This is a genomic window from Alphaproteobacteria bacterium (assembly GCA_040905865.1).
Taxonomy (GTDB): Bacteria; Pseudomonadota; Alphaproteobacteria; order UBA8366.
Window position 1 is genome coordinate 18724 of record JBBDQU010000014.1, and the last position, 16794, is coordinate 35517.

The following is a 16794-nucleotide window of genomic DNA, read 5'->3' on the forward strand; positions in this document are numbered from 1 at the left end:
TCTCCAATACTGACCCGGGTTCCGGTCCGGTCTGGCAGGTTAAAGATAGGCCTCCCGGGGCCGAATCCAATATAGAGGGTTTTGAGGGTCACATATTCGGATAATTCGGACCGCCGCCGCCTTCCGGGGTGACCCAGACGATGTTCTGTGTCGGATCCTTGATATCGCAGGTCTTGCAGTGAACGCAGTTCTGGGCGTTGATCTGCAGGCGCGGGTTGGAACCGTCGTCGTTCCGGATGATTTCATACACACCCGCCGGGCAGTATCGCTGTTCCGGCGCATCATAGAGCGCGAGGTTGACGTCCACCGGAATTGACGCATCCTTTAGCTTCAGGTGCCCTGGCTGGTCTTCTTCATGATTGGTGGCCGAAAACGCCAGGTTGGTAAGCCGGTCGAACGAAATGACGCCGTCGGGCTTCGGGTAGCCGATCGGCTGCGCGTCCGACGCCTTGATCAGCGTTTCGTGGTCGGCATGCCCATGCCTGAGCGTCCAGGGCGCCCGGCCGCGCAACACGACCTGGTCGATTCCGGTATATAGCGTCCCGCCGAGCAGCCCCCATTTGAACGCGGGCCGGCAGTTCCGGACCCGCGAGAGTTCCTCGTAAATCCAGGAATCGCGGAAGGCGTCCGCATAGGCGGTCAGTTCGTCATATCCCGCGTCTTCCTTGGCGAGCGCATCGAATGCGGCCTCCGCGGCAAGCATGCCGCCCTTCATGGCCGTATGGCTGCCCTTGATCTTGAGAACATTGACCGTGCCGGCCTCGCAGCCGATCAGCACGCCGCCGGGGAAGGTCAGTTTCGGCAGCGACTGCACGCCGCCTTCATTGATCGCGCGCGCGCCATAGGCAATCCGGCGGCCGCCTTCGAATGTTTCGCGGATTTTCGGATGCGTCTTGAAGCGCTGGAATTCCTCGTAGGGCGACAGGTAGGGGTTCTTGTAGTCAAGCCCGACGACATAGCCGACGGCAACCTGATTGTCCTCCAGGTGATACAGGAAGGACCCGCCATAGGTATCGGACGCCAGCGGCCAGCCGGCGGTATGAACCACCAGTCCCTGCTGGTGTTTTTCGGGCTCGATTTCCCATAATTCCTTGAGGCCCAGCCCGAAGGTCTGGGGTTCGCAATCGGCCCGAAGATCGAACCTTGTCATGAGTTCCCTGCCCAGGCTGCCGCGGCAGCCTTCGGCGAAGAACGTGTATTTCGCGTGCAGTTCCATGCCCGGCTGGTAATTCGGGCCCTGTTCGCCTTCCTTTGTGATGCCCATGTCGCCGGTCGCGACCCCGCGTACCGCGCCGTCGCCGGTATACAGAACCTCGGCGGCGGCAAAGCCGGGATATATCTCGACGCCCAGCGCCTCCGCCTGCTCACCCAGCCAGCGGCAAAGATTGCCCAGGCTGATGATATAGTTCCCGTGATTGTGCAGGACAGGCGGCAGCAGGGCGGTCGGCCAGGACAGGGCGCCGGTTTCGGTCAGGAACATGAATTTTTCATCGGTGACCGGCGTGTTCAGCGGCGCGCCCATTTCCTTCCAGTCCGGAAACAGTTCGTTCAGGGCGCGCGGCTCCAGCACCGCGCCGGACATGATATGCGCGCCGACTTCCGATGCCTTTTCCAGGATGCAGACCTCGACGTCGCGTTCCTGCGCGGCCGCGAGCTGCTTCAGACGTATCGCTGCCGACAGTCCGGCCGGTCCGGCGCCGACGATAACCACGTCGTACTCCATCGATTCGCGTTCCATTTTCTGTCCTCTTGCCTGTTCCCGACTGTTACGCGCCATTCTCTATATCAAAGTGGCGGGGTTTTGTAGACAATGTCGCACGAAACAAACAGGCTCGCTTGTCATGCCAATGGGAACAATCTCGCCTCTGGATGCATTGCGCTGGTCGATAGCGATGGGCGCGGACGAAGCCGTGCTCGATGCGCCGGTCGACCGGTACGCCGAATCGGCGGCGCAGCTTGCCGCGCGACAGGCGCCTGCGCCGACCCTGCCTGTCCGGACTGCCAAACCGGTTGAGCCGACGGCGCGGCAATCCGCGCCGGCGCCGCTGGCGCCCAGCCAGGGCGTGGCGGAAAGCCGCAATGCCGCGGCAAAGGCGGGAAACCTGGCTGAATTGCGCGCCGCGGTCGCGGCGTTCGAGGGCTGCGCGCTCAAGCAGACCGCGACGAACATGGTGTTCGCCGACGGCAATCCGCAAGCGGATCTGATGATCATGGGGGAAGCCCCCGGCGCGGAGGAAGACCGGCAGGGCCTTCCCTTTGTCGGCGCCAGCGGAAAACTGCTGGATCGCATGCTGGAAGCCATCGGCCGCGATCGCGCCAGCGCCTATATTTCGAATGTCCTGTTCTGGCGGCCCCCGGGCAACCGCAATCCGACCGATGCGGAAGTGGCCGCCTGCATGCCCTTCGTGCAGCGCCATATCGCGCTGGTCCGGCCAAAGGTGCTGGTTTTCGTCGGCGGCGCTTCCGCCAAGGCGTTGCTCGGCCGCAAGGAAGGAATCATGCGTCTGCGCGGCAAGTGGTATGACTTCACCTGCCCGGGGCTGGAGACGCCGATTCCGGCGATGGCGACCTTCCACCCGGCCTATCTGTTGCGCTCTCCCGGCCAGAAACGCGAAGTGTGGCGCGACTTCCTGGCAATAAAGTCCCGGCTGGCGGGACCTGGCGCATAGGGACAGGTATCGCGGATTTCCGGTTGCTTGCGGGTCTGAAAAAAAATCGTTAGGAAATATGGCATAATAATCAGAGTGTGGGGTCGCCGCGATATGCCTGCGGGCCGGCATTCCAAGGGGTGAAATGATACGTTCCGGCGGTGGGTTTCGGCTTTTTTCGGTTGTGTTTCTCGGCCTGTTCACGGGCTGGGCGGCGCCGGTTACGGCGCAGAATCCGGCCGCGCTCGAAACCGCATCGCTGCCGCGCGGCGGTGACGGGCAGAATCCCGAAGCAACGGCGCCGCGGGTTATCGACCTTGCCGATACGGCGCGATACCAGGAAATTTTCCGGCTTCAGGAAGCCGGCAGATGGTCCGCTGCCGACAGACTTATCGCGCAACTGTCCGATAACCTTCTGATGGGGCATGTGCTGTATCAGCGATATATGCACCCCACCGCCTATCGCTCCAGATATGCCGAATTGAAAGGCTGGCTGGACAAATATGCCGATCATCCCGGCGCGCCGGCGATCTATGCCCTGGCGCTCCGCCGCAAGCCGCAAAACTGGAAGGCCCCGAAGAAACCGGTGACGGTTTCCGTCAGCAGCGTGGCCGCCGCCGCCGCGACCGGAACCGCGGAACAGGATTCCAGGCGGCTAAGCCGGAAGCAGTACATCGCCATCCGGCAGGCGACGAACCGGATCAAGAGCCTCGTGCGGCGCGAACGGCCCAGCGCGGCGCTAAAGCTGGTTGAATCGAAGGAATTCCGGCGCATTCTCGATCCGGTAGGGTTCGATAACAATCTTGCGATAATCGCGCGCGGCTATTTTCATGCCGGCAAGAATGCTGACGCCCTGTCCCTTGCGGAACGGGCGGTCAAGCGGTCCGGCCTGTCCGTGCCCGATGGCTATTGGTGGGCCGGGCTGGCGGCCTGGCGGCTTGGGGAATACCAGACTGCGGCGACGCATTTTGCCGCGCTGGCGCAGGATAAGGGCGCCGGCGACGCATGGGCGCGTTCCGCGGCGGCTTTCTGGGCGTCGCGGGCATGGCTGCAGGCCCGTAAACCGGAAAACGTGACGCCTATGCTGCGCATTGCGGCGCAATTCCCGCAGACATTCTATGGCCTGCTGGCCATTCAGGCGCTCGATGACGCCGTTCCCTTCAACTGGAACCTGCCGACCCTGGGCGCTGTTGAAATAGACCTTTTGCAGCATATTCCGGCGGCGAAGCGCGCGCTTGCCCTGCTGGAAGTCGGTCAGTCGGTTCTGGCGGAAAGCGAATTGAAACGCCTGACCGGTGCGCCGTCACCCGAATTGTCGCGGGTTCTTCTGGCGCTGGTCGGCAAGGCGAACCTGCCCGATGTTTCCATCCGTCTCGGAAGCCGGATGCAGCGGAGCCAGGGCGAAACATATGACGCTGCCCTGTTCCCGGTGCCGGCCTGGCAACCGCAGGGCGGGTACGCGCTCGACAAGGCGCTGCTTTTGGCCTTCATGCGGCAGGAGTCGCGGTTCCGGACAAATGCCAGAAGCAGGGCGGGCGCGACGGGGCTGATGCAGTTGATGCCGGCGACGGCCCGGTTCATCGCCCGTGGCGACGCGGCATTTAGCGGGCGCCGTGACCTGTACGATCCGGAAACCAATATGTCGCTCGGTCAGAAATACATCCAGCACCTGATCGACGACCCCGCCATCGGCGACAATCTCTTCTACATGGCCACTGCCTATAATGCGGGGCCGGGCAATCTCCGCAAATGGCAGCGGCAGGTGGATTACCGCGATGACCCGCTGTTGTTCATCGAAAGCATCCGCGCCCGGGAAACGCGGAATTTTATCGAGCGGGTTCTGACGAATTTCTGGGTCTACCGGCTGCGCCTCGGCCAGGACGTCCCGTCGCTGGAGGCGGTTGCCGCGGGCGAATGGCCGGTTTATATCCCCTTTGACGAAGCAATAACCCAGAGCGAGAGCCATGCCGATTGACGAAAAGCGGCGCTTTCTGCCCGTATCCATCGCCATCCTGACGGTTTCCGATACCCGGACCGAAGCGGACGACCGTTCGGGCGACACGCTGGTGGAGCGCCTGCAGCAGGCAGGGCACGTGCTGGCGGACCGGGCCATCGTGAAGGACGCCGCGGCGCTGATCGAGACCCGGTTCCGGGCCTGGATCGACAACCCCGAAATCGACTGCGTGATTTCCACGGGCGGCACCGGCGTCACCGGCCGCGACGTCACGCCGGAAGCGCTCGACCGGGTCTGTGAAAAGAAAATCCAGGGGTTCGGCGAACTGTTTCGCTGGATCAGCTACCAGAAGATCGGCAGTTCGACGATACAGAGCCGCGCCGATGCCGGGGTCGCAAAAGGCACCTATCTGTTCGTGCTGCCGGGATCGACCGGCGCCTGCCGCGACGGCTGGGATGAAATCCTGGCCAACCAGCTCGATAACCGCTTTCGTCCCTGTAACTTCGTCGAACTGATGCCCCGGTTGCAGGAACGTTAGTTTCGGCGGCTATGCGGTTTACGGTCCACGCGCCAGCGGTGCAGGGATCCGGCGTCGTCAATGTCGGGCAGGGTTTCCAGCAGATGGTGGCGTTGACGCTGGCCAAGCCGATCCAGCGAATCCGCAAGCGTGTGCCCGGTCGACCAGCGGATGCCCGTGAAGACTTTCGTCGATGCCGGCCGCCGCAATCCGACCAGCCAGTAGCCGCCATCCGCCGCCGGGCCGAACACCGCATCGTTCCGGCCCAGGGCGCTGAAGGCGTCGGCGATGTGATGCGGCGCGATATCCGGTACGTCGGTGCCGACCAGTACCACCGGCCCGGTTTCATGCCCGCGCATCGCGTGGTGCATGCGCCGCCCCAGGTCGCCGCCGGTTTGCGTAATGCGGCGCAGGTTTGCGGGCCATCTTGCCGGGCCCCCTGTCTCCGCAATGACGCAGCGCCAGCGGCGGTCGCCGGAAAGCCGCCGAATAACCCGATCCAGCGCCCAGCACTGAAACCGCCAGGCGGCGACGGAACCAAGACCGGCGGCGAGCCGCCGCTTGCCCCGGCCGAGGCGCGGCGCCCGCGCGAATATGACCAGGGTCTTTTTCACCCGTATATTCTGGCGATGACCCGCGGCGGCGTCCCCAGGAAAAACAGAATCAGGCAGAGGAAATTCCGGATCGGCCGCAAAAAATATCCATCGCGCCTGTAGCGCTCCGCGGAGGTAACGGCGTCCGGCTTCAACGGCGACAGGTTACGGCGTCCGATGCGGCGGACCAGTGCCACGTCCTCCATCAGCGGGATTGCCTGGAATCCCCCGATCCGGCGATAATGGTCGCTGGAAATAAGCAATGCCTGGTCGCCATAGGGGAGTCCGAATACGCGCGCGCGCCAGGCCACGACCTTGGCCAGCAGGAAGGCACGCAGGCTGTCGTCATCAAGCCGGAAGCGAAAATATCCGGCGCGGCGACTGTTCTCCGGCACCCCGACGAAATCCCGCACCGCTTCATGCCAGTTGGCGGCAAGGCGCGTATCCGCATGCAGGAACAACAGCCATCGCCCTTTCGCCATCGCAGCGCCGGCGGCAAGCTGCATGCCCCGGCCTTTTTCGGCATTCACGTGAATGGCGCCAATCGCTTCCGCAATTTCCGCCGTGTCATCGCCCGATCCGCCATCGGCGAAAATAACCTCATGGACCAGGTCGATTGCCTCAAACGCGGCAAGTGGCGGCAGGCTGTTCCGCAGGTGCGGCGCCGCATTCAGGGTTGGTATTATGATACTCAGTTCACCCATGAGAAACCGTTATGACGCAATGCGGTACAAACGGCAATACAGAATCGCCTTGAAAAGTTCCTGTTTTGTTCCATAATGCCTCATGGACTCGAAGATACCGGATATCCCTCGCAAGGGCCGTGGCGCGGTCTCCAACCGGACGCCGCGATTCGAGGCGCAGCAAAGGGTGGCAATCGACGATGGCTGGGACGGCGATGGCGACCCGTTGCCGCCGTTGCGCACGACTGTAGGGGTGGACGCGGCGCGGCGGATCATCGCGACGAATGAATCGCCGGATATTCCCTTCGACCGCTCGATAAACCCGTATCGCGGTTGCGAACATGGCTGCATATACTGTTTTGCGCGGCCGACCCACGCCTATTACGGCCTGTCGCCGGGCATCGATTTCGAAACGAAACTGTTCCAGAAGCCCGATGCGCCGCAATTGCTGGAGCAGGAATTGCGCAATCCACGCTATCGCCCGGCCGTCATCGTGCTGGGCGCGAATACGGATCCGTATCAGCCGATCGAAAAAGACCTGAAGCTGACGCGCCGCATCTTGCAGGTCCTGTCCGATTTCCAACACCCGGTGGCAATCGTGACCAAATCCCCGCTGGTATTGCGCGACCTGGACATACTGGCGCCGATGGCCGGACAGTCGCTCGCCATGGTGACACTCTCCGTGACAACGCTCGACCGCACGCTGGCGCGGAAGATGGAGCCGCGGGCAGCGACGCCGGGTCGGCGGCTCGCCGCGATCAGGGCGCTCGGCGAAGCGGGCGTGCCGGTCGGCGTTCTTGCCGCGCCCATGATTCCGGCGCTGAACGATGCCGAACTGGAATCGATCCTTGCGGCAGCGGCGGAGGCCGGCGCGACCAGTGCGGGTTATACGCTGCTGCGCCTGCCACTGGAAATTCGCGACCTGTTTGTGGAATGGCTTGAGGCGCATTTTCCGGACCGCGCGGCGCGGGTGATGTCGCTGGTCCGCGATACCCGCGGCGGCGCCGATTACGATTCCCGGTGGGGTTTGCGGACGCGCGGTACCGGCGTCTATGCCGACCTGCTGGCGACACGGTTTCGACTGGCGCGGCGCAAACTCGGCCTCGACAGGCGGCGTTTCGACCTCGATTCAAATCGGTTCCGGCCGCCGCCGGCGACGGGCGACCAGCTAACCCTGCTGTAGCGCGCGATTCGGCCGGCGGCCCCTGGCCGCGATGGGGCGTTGCATCATTTGTCTGAAACAGAAAGTGAAAATAATCCCTTACCAATCCGTTGCATGTATAACGGTTCCATGGATGCGGGACTTGAACTGACGGGGATTGCGGTCGTTGCCGGCGCGGCGACGCTTTGCGGCACGCTGATGACGCGCCTCGGCCAGCCTGCGATTGTCGGCTATATCCTTGCCGGAATCCTGCTCGGCCCTTCAGGGCTGCAACTGATATCGGACCGGACCCAGGTCGGGGCGCTGGCGGAACTCGGCGTGCTGATGCTGCTGTATTTCATCGGCATGGAAATGTCGCTGCGCAATTTCCGCCGCGCCTGGCGCATCGCCGTGTTCAGCGCGCTCATCCAGATCGGTGTCAGCGTGGGGCTGGTGCTGGCGCTGACCCGGTATTTCGGCTGGCCCGCGTCGCATGCGGTGCTGTTCGGCTTTGTGCTGGCGTTGAGCAGCACCGCCGTCGCGATCCGGATGCTGGATGAAATCGGTGAATTGCGAACCCGCGTCGGGCGTATCACGGTCGGTATCCTTGTCGCCCAGGATCTTGCGGTCGCGCCGATGCTGTTCGTGGTCGATGCGCTTGCCGGCGATAGCGATCCGGGCGCTGTCGTCTTCAAGATATCCCTGACCGTTGCCCTGCTGGCGGGCGCCACAATCTTTTTGAGTCGCCGCCGCAGGATCAACCTTCCGCTTGCCGCGGTCACCGCCGGCGGGATGGACCTGACGCCCGTGGCGGCGCTGACCTGGTGTTTCGCCTTTGCGGCAGTCGCCGGCCTGATCGGACTGTCGCCCGCCTTCGGCGCGTTTTTCGCCGGGCTGCTGGTCAGCAGCAGCCGCCAGCGCCACATTGTCAGCGAGTCGGCGCAACCGATTCAAAGCGTCCTGCTGATGGTGTTTTTCCTGTCGATCGGGTTGCTGATCGATCTGGAGTTTCTGTGGGAAAATATCTGGGTGGTGATCCTGGTTTGGCTGTTCATCGCCGGATTCAAGACGATCTTGAACACGCTTGTCCTGCGTTTCATGGGCGAACCGATCCAGCGGGCCTTTCTATCCAGTCTCGTTCTTGCGCAAATCGGCGAGTTTTCTTTTGTCATCGGCGGCGCGGCCATCAACCGCGATGTCATCAACACAGAAGTTTACCGCATGATTGTCGCGGTGACCGTATTGTCGCTGGTGACCAGCCCCCTCTGGCTCGACGCGGCCCGGCGCCTGCACCATCGTGCGGCCCAGCGGCCCGTCGGCCTGCGCCGGTTGCTGCGGCTCATCTATTTTCGCGAATGGCGGTTCACCAGACGGATCGGTGAAATCGTCGCCGCCGCCGTCGCCGGCGGCACGCAGTGGTTGTTCCATCGCAGGAGCGGTGCGAAAATCGCCGGTCAGGGCGAAACGGTCATTCCGGCGGCGCCGAAACCCGAAAACTCGTCGACGGTACCCCATTCGGACGGCGGCGAATCCGAAACGCCGGCCGGGACGCATGAGGAAGAGCGGGACAAACTGAAGGACGATGCCTGATCTGACTATGGAAGCCGCCGCAGGCGGCATTGTCGCGGGGGTGGACGAGGCCGGCCGTGGCCCCTGGGCCGGTCCTGTCGTTGCCGGCGTCGCAATTCTCGACCCCGCGACAATGCCGGGTGATCTTATCGATGGGCTCGACGATTCGAAGAAGTTGTCCGCCGCCGTCCGCGAAAGGCTTTTCGTCGGTCTGCTGCGCCATGCGACCATCGCGTTCGGCATCGCCAGCGTGGCGGAAATCGATGAACTCAACATTCTGGGCGCAACAATGCTGGCGATGCGCCGCGCCGTCGGTGCGCTGGCGGCCCCGCCGCATATTGCCCTGGTTGACGGCAACCGCGCGCCGGACCTGATCTGTCCCGTGCGGACCGTCGTAATGGGCGATTCCCTGTCGTCATCCATCGCGGCGGCGTCGATTGTCGCGAAAGTGACGCGGGACCGTATCATGGCCGGACTTGCCGCGGATTTCCCCGGCTATGGCTGGGAAACCAACCAGGGATATGGCACGGCGGCGCATCGCGACGGTCTCGACCGGCTTGGCGTCACTATCCACCATCGGCGCAGCTTCAAACCGATAGCGTCACGAATCAAGTAAAACACCATATATGGTAATATAATTACTAGGCAAAAATTGAGTATTGACGCGTAGAATCGCTTGAATCATGTTCTCAGCATGAAAAAGCATAATGAATCCCCGCGTAAACTTCCGCTTAATCAGATTCTATTGGGTGACTGCATCGAGTTGATGAATAGTCTTCCCGAAGAATCGGTCGATGTGGTCTTTGCGGATCCACCCTATAACTTGCAGTTGGCGGGCGATTTACACAGGCCGAACAATTCCCGGGTCGACGGTGTCGAAGAGCAGTGGGACAAGTTCGACAGCTTCGCGGAGTATGACCGGTTTACCCGTGCCTGGCTGACCGCCGCGCGGCGCATCCTGAAAAAGGACGGGACCCTCTGGGTTATCGGAAGCTATCACAACATCTATCGCGTCGGGTCCACGCTGCAGGACCTGTCGTACTGGGTCCTCAACGACATCGTCTGGGTCAAGACCAACCCGATGCCGAATTTCCGCGGCAAGCGTTTCACCAATGCGCATGAAACGATGCTCTGGTGCTCCAAGTCGAAGGATTCGCGCTACACCTTTAATTATGAAGCGATGAAGGCGCTGAACGAAGACCTCCAGATGCGTAGCGACTGGGTTATCCCGATCTGTACCGGCCATGAGCGGCTGAAGGATTCGAACGGCGACAAGGCGCATCCGACGCAGAAGCCCGAATCCCTGCTCCACCGGGTGATACTGGCCTCGACAAATCCGGGCGATGTGATCCTCGATCCGTTTTTCGGAACCGGGACGACAGGCGCCGTTGCAAAGCGCCTGGGCCGCTGCTTTATCGGACTGGAACGCGAGGAAACCTATGCACAGGTGGCCAGAAGGCGAATCGCGGAAACGCCGACGCCGGGCGACACCGCCCTGCTCGAAACGCCGTCGAAGCGCCGCGAACCGCGAATTCCCTTCGGCTGGCTGGTCGAACGCGGCTTGCTGTCCGCGGGCGATGTCCTGACCAGCCCGTGCAAGCGCTGGGCGGCGCGGGTCAGGGCCGACGGTTCGGTGGTCGCCTCGGATCATCGCGGCAATCATCGCGGTTCCATCCACCAGGTCGGTGCGGCGGTGCAGGGCGCGCCAAGCTGCAACGGCTGGACATTCTGGTGCCTGAATGTGGAAGGCAAGCCGATTGCCATCGATATGCTGCGCCAGAAATTGCGGGCCGAACTGCATTAACGTTCGCTGTCGGCGTCCCTGACGTGCCGAACGACCTTCTTCATCAGTGTCGGCAGGGCCTGGCCGCCGAGCCGGTCGATCGGACACCACAGCATACTGTTTCCCGCGCTGCCATTGGCGGTACCCGTCAGAACCGTCAGTTCAAGCCGGAAATGGGTGAAGCCGTGCTCAACGATTCCGGGCAGTTGCCGCCAGTCCGCCGCCGGCAGCGGGATTTCCCGTCGCGCGGCGCCGATATCGACAACCGCGCCCTCGCGCCATTCGGTCGAGGGAAATTCCATCATGCCGCCGAGCAACCCCTTTTCCGGCCGCCGCCGCAGCAGTACCGCGCCATTCGAATTCGTAAGCCAGAAGACGATGCCACGGCGCAGGGGGCGTGGCTTCTTGGGGGCGCGGCGCGGCAGTTCGGGCGCAATATCGCGCCCGGCGCAGCCTTCCGACCAGGGGCAGATCAGGCATTGCGGATTGCGGGGCGTGCATATGGTGGCGCCGAGGTCCATGACTGCCTGCGCGTAATCTCCGGGCCGTTCGTCCGGCGTCAGCGATTCCGCCAGCGCATACAGCTCCGGCTTGGCATCGGGTAGCGGGGTCTGCACGCGGAACAGCCGCGCCATAACCCGTTCCACATTCCCATCGACGACAGTGGCCCGGCGGCCGAAGGCAATGGCGGCGACCGCGGCGGCGGTATACCGTCCGATACCGGGAAGGGTCAGCAGTTCGGCTTCCGTATCGGGCAGTATGCCCTCGCGTTCGGCGGCAACGGTTTCGGCGCAGCGGTGCAGATTTCGCGCCCGGGCATAATATCCCAGTCCCTGCCAGGCATGCAGCACGTCGTCCTGGTCGGCTGCGGCCAGCGCCGTCATGTCCGGCCAGCGTTCGATGAACCGCCGGAAATAGGCGCCAACCGTGGCGACCGTAGTTTGTTGCAGCATGATTTCCGATAGCCAGACGTGGTAAGGGTTGGGCGTTTCGCCGGGCAACGCGCGCCAGGGCATGCTGCGGCGATGCCGGTCGTACCAGGCGAGAATCGCCCCGGGGCGGTCGTTGACCGCATTTGCGGCAGCGGTATCGTGCGGCGTCGTCATGCGGCATAACTATAGTGGATGGGCGTTGGTGGAAAGAACGTGAAGCAGCCAAAGACATCGGACCCGAAACCGCCGGAACGCATCGGCCGGCCTCGTCCTGTCGCCGCGTCGCTGCAGAAACTGACGGCGAAGGCGATCGGCAGGCATGGGTTTAGCGAAGGGTCGCTGATCACCGACTGGCCCGCGATCGTCGGCCATGAACTTGCCGCCGTGTCGCAGCCCGAAAAACTGGCCTTTTCCCGCGGAGAACGCACGGGCGGCGTGCTGCATATCCGCGTACAAGGCGGGGTTGCAACGGAGCTGCAGCATCAGGAACCGCTGATCGTCGAGCGGATCAACAGCCATTTCGGATACGGCGCCGTCGCGCGCCTGCGGCTGGTGCACGCGCCGATGAACCGGCGTCAGTCGCCCCGCCGGAAACCGGCAGTCATGGCCGTCCCGGATCCTGAGCTCAAGGCCGGTTTGCGCGAAGTCGTCGGCAAGGTGACGGACGACGAAACGCGCGCCGTGCTGGAACGGATCGGCATGGCCATTCTGCAGCGGGAAGCGGGCCGGAAAGACTCCGGCTAGCGCCGCATCACAATCCCGTTGGCTTCCTTGATAGCGCCATATTTGCGCCTTTATACTCGCCCGCGATAAACAGGAATTTCCTAATGGGAGACCGATTTGACCCGAATCCTCGCCAGCCTGGCCGGCATTGCGGCCCTCTTCCTCGTGGGGACGGCCCAGGCGGCGCCGCCGTCTGCGGCGGATGCGCTGAAAGACCGGATCCTGGGCGATCCGGATGCGCCCATAGAGATCATTGAATATGCGTCGCTGACATGTTCGCACTGCCGCGATTTTCATCTCGAAGTTTTGCCGGACCTGAAGGAAAATTACATCGATACCGGCAAGGTGAAGCTGATCTACAGGGACTTTCCCTTCGATCAGCAGGGCCTCATGGCCTCCGTCCTGGCGCGTTGCGCCCCGCCAAACCGATATTTCCAGTTTCTCGACGTCCTGTTCCGGAATCAGGATAAATGGACCCAGGACCCGGACCCGTTCGGCGCATTGATGCGAATCGGCAAGCTCGGCGGGCTGAGCGGCGAGGATTTCAAGGCCTGCCTGGAAGACAAGGAACTTGTCGATGGCATGTTGCAGACCCGGTTGACGGCCAATCAGCAGTTCGACGTGAAGTCCACGCCGACATTTCTGATCGGCGACAATAATCGCATTGTCGGTAACCAGCCATATGAGGTATTTGACGACCTGTTGAAGAAACTTTCAGATTAGGTCTACGTGCATTTCAGCAAGCTCCAGCTAACGGGCTTCAAATCCTTCGTCGACCCGGCCGAGCTCCTGATCGAGCCCGGCATGACAGGTATTGTCGGGCCCAACGGTTGCGGCAAATCCAATGTCGTGGAAGCGCTGCGCTGGGTCATGGGCGAAACCTCCGCCAAGAGCATGCGCGGCGGCGAAATGGAAGACGTGATCTTTGGCGGCACCACCACCCGCCCGTCGCGGAATATCGCCGAAGTCCTGTTACGCCTCGACAATTCGCGCCGCGACGCGCCGGCGGCCTACAACGAATTCGACGAAATCGACATAACCCGCAAGATTGAACGCGGCCAGGGATCGCAATACCGGGTCAATGGCAAGGAAGTCCGCGCGCGAGATGTACAACTGCTGTTCGCGGATATCGCCAGCGGCGCGCATTCGACGGCGATGGTCAGCCAGGGGCGGATCGGCGCGCTGATCGGCTCGAAACCGACCGAACGCCGGGTTCTGCTGGAAGAAGCCGCCGGTATCCGGGGGCTGCATTCCCGCCGCCATGAAGCGGAATTGCGGCTGCGCGCGGCGGAAACCAACCTCGAACGGCTCGATGACGTGATCGAGGCGCTGGACGGGCAGCTGGAAGCGCTGCGCCGGCAGTCGCGCCAGGCGGTCCGGTATCGCCGTCTGTCGGAAAATATCCGCTATCACGAAGCGATCCTGCTGCATCTGCGCTGGACGGCGGCCACCCGGGCGGTGGAGGCCGCGCGGGAATCGCTGCGCCTGACCGAACAGGCGGTCGCCGCACGGACCGAGGCGGCCGCCGCCGCGGCGACCCGGCAGGCGGAAATCGCCGCCGGTCTGCCGGCGCTTCGGCAGGCCGAGACCGAAGCGGCAGCCGAATTGCAGCGACTGCTGCTGGCGCGCGGCGAACTGGAGCGCGAAGAGGAACGTCTCACCCAGGCGCGGGCCGAAACGACGCGGCGGGTGGAACAGGTCACCGCCGATATCGAACGCGAAGGCGCGCTTGCGGCGGATGCCGGCGCCGCCAATAAGCGGCTGACCGAGGAGGCCGTGCTCCTGGACGCGGCGCGGGACAGTGAGGCAACATCCGAATCGGAGGCGCAGGCGGCGCTGGAGAGCGCCACCGTACTTGTCGACGCCAAGGAAACCGAGCGCAACAACCTGGTGGCGGAAACCGCGGAAGCCGAAGCGCGGCGGGTGACCCTGGAACGCCAGCGCGACCAGTTATCGGAACGGATCGAGCGGTTGAAACGGCGTGCGAACGAACTTGATGGGGAACGCATCGAACTCGCCGACAGCATCGCGGACGATGCAGCGCTGAACGAGATCGAGGCGACGGTGAACGCAGCCGAAGAACGCGTCGCGACAGTGCGCGAGGCGGCGACCGCGGCGGAAGCGGCGCTGAAGGCGGCACGCGACGCGGAGAGCGAGGCGCGCGACCATGCCCGGGCATTCGACGCGGAGTGCGACCGCCTTGCGGCGGACATCCGGGCGCTGGCGGAACTGGTCGAGCCGGCGGAAGGCGACTTTTTTGCGCCGCTGATCGAAGCGATCACGGTGGAACCGGGCTACGAATCGGCGCTTGGCATTGCGCTGGGCGAGGATATCGAGGCGCCGGTGGAAACCGCGGCGCCGGTGCACTGGGCGGTCCTGCCGCCAATGGATATCTTGCAGGATCTTCCGACGGGCGTTGAACGGCTGTCGCGCTTCGCCCGCGCGCCGGAAGTCCTGCATCGCCGCCTTTCGCAGATCGGTGTCGTCACTGACGATGCCCAGGGGAATGCCCTGCATGCGGCGTTACGGCCGGGGCAGCGCCTGGTTTCGAAGGATGGCGCCTTATGGCGCTGGGATGGATTCCGGATTGCCGCCGGTGCGCCGACCCCGGCTGCAACGCGGCTTGGTCAGCGGAACCGGCTGGTCGCGCTGCGCGAAAAGCACGCGGGCATGGCGCCGGAACAGGCTGTGCGCCGGAAGGCGCTGGAAACGGCGCAGGCCGCGCGGGCCGTTGCCGAAACGACCGAACAGGAAACCCGCCGGGCGCAGAATTCCGCCTATGCCGCGCTGAACGAGGCGCGCCAGCAATTCGGCACCATGTCCAGCGCCGCCGCCGCCGCCCGGTCGCGGCTGACGGCGCTGGCCGATGCCGCGAATCAGACCAGCGTCGACCTGGAAGAGGCCGAGCTGCAATGGAAGGCGATCCGGCAGGCGGTGGACGGTCTCGAGGATCTCGCCGCGAAACGGGCCAGGGCCGAGGTGCTGCGCGCGGAGCTGGCTGAATTGCGGGCGGAGCAGTCCGAAAAGCGCAGCGCCTATGACCGGCTGAAACGGGAATCGCAGGACCGTATCGCCCGCCGGCGCGTCGTCGCCGGGGAAATCGAGGTCTGGCGCAGCCGGCTGGAGGGAACCGCGGCGCGTCTCGCGGATCTGGAGGAACGCCGCAGCGCTGCGGAAGCGATACGCGACGACCTGGCCAGGCGCCCGGCGGTGATCGCCGAACAGCGCGATGCGCTGCTGGGCAGCATTTCCGAATCGGAAGCGCGTCGCAGCGCCGCCGCCGACCGGCTGGCGGCAGGCGAGACCGCCCAGACCGAGGCTGACCGCGCGTTGCGCGCGGCGGAATCCAGCCTGGCGGAATGCCGCGAGCAGCGGGTGCGCAACGAGGCGCAGGTCGAACAGGCGGTCAGCGACCAGTCGGTGGTCCGGGAACGGATTGCCGAACGGCTGGGCTGCGCGCCGGGGGCTATCCTGCGCGAAGCCAATATCGACGCCGAATCGGTGCTGCCGGACCCCGAAGAGGTTGAGACGAAACTGGACCGTTATATGCGCGAACGCGACAATATGGGTCCTGTAAACCTGCGCGCCGAACTCGAAGCCGAGGAACTGGAAGTGCAGATCGCCTCCATGCGCAGCGAACGCGACGATCTGCTGGCCGCGATCGGGCGGCTGCGGCAGGGAATTTCGCAACTGAACCGCGAAGGGCGCGAGCGCCTGCTGACGGCCTTTGAGACGGTCAACGGCCATTTCCAGGAGCTGTTCGTCAAACTGTTCGGCGGCGGCAAGGCGTATCTGGAACTGACCGAAGCGGAGGATCCGCTGCAGTCGGGCCTCGAAATCATGGCGAGCCCGCCCGGCAAGAAACTGCAGGTGATGTCGCTTCTGTCAGGCGGGGAGCAGGCATTGACCGCGATTGCGCTTCTGTTTGCGGTGTTCCTGACCAACCCGGCGCCGATCTGCGTGCTGGATGAGGTCGATGCGCCGCTCGACGATGCGAATGTCGACCGGTTCTGCCTGTTGCTTGATGAAATCGCCTCGCACAGCGACACGCGGTTCCTGGTGATCACGCATCATCGGATCACCATGGCCCGGATGGATCGGCTGTTCGGCGTCACAATGGGTGAACGGGGGGTCAGCCAACTTGTCTCCGTGGATTTGCAGGGTGCGCAGGCGCTTCGTGCAATCGCCTGACCGCGTGTTTGAAAGGCGCGGTTTTCTGCGGCTTTTGGACGCATGTATCCAGTCCATTGC

Annotated in this window: 14 protein-coding genes; 10 read left to right on the forward strand and 4 right to left on the reverse strand. The window is 63.7% G+C overall.

Annotated elements, in window-relative coordinates; translation table 11 throughout:
• Positions 1–88: 88 nt before the first annotated feature.
• On the reverse strand, positions 89–1738 hold the full coding sequence (locus tag WD767_03550) for an electron transfer flavoprotein-ubiquinone oxidoreductase (protein ID MEX2615150.1): 1650 nt from the start codon (positions 1736–1738) through the stop codon (positions 89–91).
• Between the two features lie 103 nt (positions 1739–1841).
• Here WD767_03550 and WD767_03555 point away from each other — a divergent pair, with 103 nt between their 5' ends.
• From WD767_03555 to moaB, 3 genes are all read left to right on the forward strand, one after another.
• Positions 1842–2669: a uracil-DNA glycosylase family protein gene (locus WD767_03555; protein ID MEX2615151.1), complete on the forward strand. Its 828-nt coding sequence runs from the start codon at positions 1842–1844 to the stop codon at positions 2667–2669.
• 124 nt (positions 2670–2793) lie between these two features.
• The gene (locus WD767_03560) at positions 2794–4623 is read left to right on the forward strand and encodes a lytic transglycosylase domain-containing protein (GenBank protein MEX2615152.1); all 1830 of its coding nucleotides are present in this window, start codon (positions 2794–2796) and stop codon (positions 4621–4623) included.
• Positions 4613–5140, forward strand: a complete 528-nt coding sequence (moaB, locus tag WD767_03565) for a molybdenum cofactor biosynthesis protein B (GenBank protein MEX2615153.1) — start codon at positions 4613–4615, stop codon at positions 5138–5140. Before WD767_03560 ends, moaB begins: the two co-directional genes overlap by 11 nt.
• On the opposite strand, the gene WD767_03570 is transcribed toward moaB, so the two are convergent.
• Both WD767_03570 and WD767_03575 read right to left on the reverse strand, forming a co-directional pair.
• Positions 5137–5733 (reverse strand): TIGR04282 family arsenosugar biosynthesis glycosyltransferase, encoded by a 597-nt coding sequence (locus tag WD767_03570; protein MEX2615154.1) that lies wholly within the window; start codon positions 5731–5733, stop codon positions 5137–5139. The two genes, moaB and WD767_03570, sit on opposite strands and share 4 nt — an antisense overlap.
• Complete coding sequence (locus tag WD767_03575) at positions 5730–6416, reverse strand: TIGR04283 family arsenosugar biosynthesis glycosyltransferase (protein MEX2615155.1); 687 nt, start codon at positions 6414–6416, stop codon at positions 5730–5732. The genes WD767_03570 and WD767_03575 overlap by 4 nt, the downstream gene beginning before the upstream one ends.
• Positions 6417–6498: 82 nt before the next feature.
• Between WD767_03575 and WD767_03580 the strand changes: the two genes are divergently transcribed.
• The 4 genes from WD767_03580 to WD767_03595 all read left to right on the forward strand — a co-directional run bounded on the left by WD767_03580 (position 6499) and on the right by WD767_03595 (position 10909).
• The gene (locus tag WD767_03580; protein ID MEX2615156.1) at positions 6499–7578 is read left to right on the forward strand and encodes a PA0069 family radical SAM protein; all 1080 of its coding nucleotides are present in this window, start codon (positions 6499–6501) and stop codon (positions 7576–7578) included.
• Between the two features lie 108 nt (positions 7579–7686).
• Entirely contained in the window at positions 7687–9126 is a 1440-nt protein-coding gene (locus WD767_03585; GenBank protein MEX2615157.1) for a cation:proton antiporter, read from the forward strand.
• Complete coding sequence (locus WD767_03590) at positions 9119–9721, forward strand: ribonuclease HII (GenBank protein MEX2615158.1); 603 nt, start codon at positions 9119–9121, stop codon at positions 9719–9721. Before WD767_03585 ends, WD767_03590 begins: the two co-directional genes overlap by 8 nt.
• Before the next feature lie 78 nt (positions 9722–9799).
• The gene (locus tag WD767_03595; GenBank protein MEX2615159.1) at positions 9800–10909 is read left to right on the forward strand and encodes a site-specific DNA-methyltransferase; all 1110 of its coding nucleotides are present in this window, start codon (positions 9800–9802) and stop codon (positions 10907–10909) included.
• On the opposite strand, the gene mutY is transcribed toward WD767_03595, so the two are convergent.
• Entirely contained in the window at positions 10906–11994 is a 1089-nt protein-coding gene (gene mutY, locus WD767_03600; GenBank protein ID MEX2615160.1) for an A/G-specific adenine glycosylase, read from the reverse strand. The genes WD767_03595 and mutY overlap by 4 nt on opposite strands.
• A 39-nt stretch (positions 11995–12033) precedes the next feature.
• Between mutY and WD767_03605 the strand changes: the two genes are divergently transcribed.
• The 3 genes from WD767_03605 (at position 12034) to smc (ending at position 16734) form a co-directional block, all read left to right on the forward strand.
• Positions 12034–12564, forward strand: coding sequence for a DciA family protein (locus WD767_03605; GenBank protein ID MEX2615161.1), 531 nt, complete (start codon positions 12034–12036; stop codon positions 12562–12564).
• 96 nt (positions 12565–12660) lie between these two features.
• Positions 12661–13266 (forward strand): DsbA family protein, encoded by a 606-nt coding sequence (locus tag WD767_03610; protein MEX2615162.1) that lies wholly within the window; start codon positions 12661–12663, stop codon positions 13264–13266.
• A 6-nt stretch (positions 13267–13272) separates the two neighbouring features.
• A complete protein-coding gene (gene smc, locus WD767_03615; GenBank protein MEX2615163.1) occupies positions 13273–16734 on the forward strand; it encodes a chromosome segregation protein SMC in 3462 nt (1153 codons plus the stop codon).
• Positions 16735–16794: the final 60 nt, after the last annotated feature.

Bases quoted from the DNA above. Each gene is read 5' to 3' on its own strand.
- WD767_03550 (MEX2615150.1), bottom strand. From the start codon at position 1,738: ATGGAACGCGAATCGATGGAGTACGACGTGGTTATCGTCGGCGCCGGA.
- WD767_03555 (MEX2615151.1), top strand. From the start codon at position 1,842: ATGCCAATGGGAACAATCTCGCCTCTGGATGCATTGCGCTGGTCGATA.
- WD767_03560 (MEX2615152.1), top strand. From the start codon at position 2,794: ATGATACGTTCCGGCGGTGGGTTTCGGCTTTTTTCGGTTGTGTTTCTC.
- moaB (MEX2615153.1), top strand. From the start codon at position 4,613: ATGCCGATTGACGAAAAGCGGCGCTTTCTGCCCGTATCCATCGCCATC.
- WD767_03575 (MEX2615155.1), bottom strand. From the start codon at position 6,416: ATGGGTGAACTGAGTATCATAATACCAACCCTGAATGCGGCGCCGCAC.
- WD767_03580 (MEX2615156.1), top strand. From the start codon at position 6,499: ATGGACTCGAAGATACCGGATATCCCTCGCAAGGGCCGTGGCGCGGTC.
- WD767_03585 (MEX2615157.1), top strand. From the start codon at position 7,687: ATGGATGCGGGACTTGAACTGACGGGGATTGCGGTCGTTGCCGGCGCG.
- WD767_03590 (MEX2615158.1), top strand. From the start codon at position 9,119: ATGCCTGATCTGACTATGGAAGCCGCCGCAGGCGGCATTGTCGCGGGG.
- WD767_03595 (MEX2615159.1), top strand. From the start codon at position 9,800: ATGAAAAAGCATAATGAATCCCCGCGTAAACTTCCGCTTAATCAGATT.
- mutY (MEX2615160.1), bottom strand. From the start codon at position 11,994: ATGACGACGCCGCACGATACCGCTGCCGCAAATGCGGTCAACGACCGC.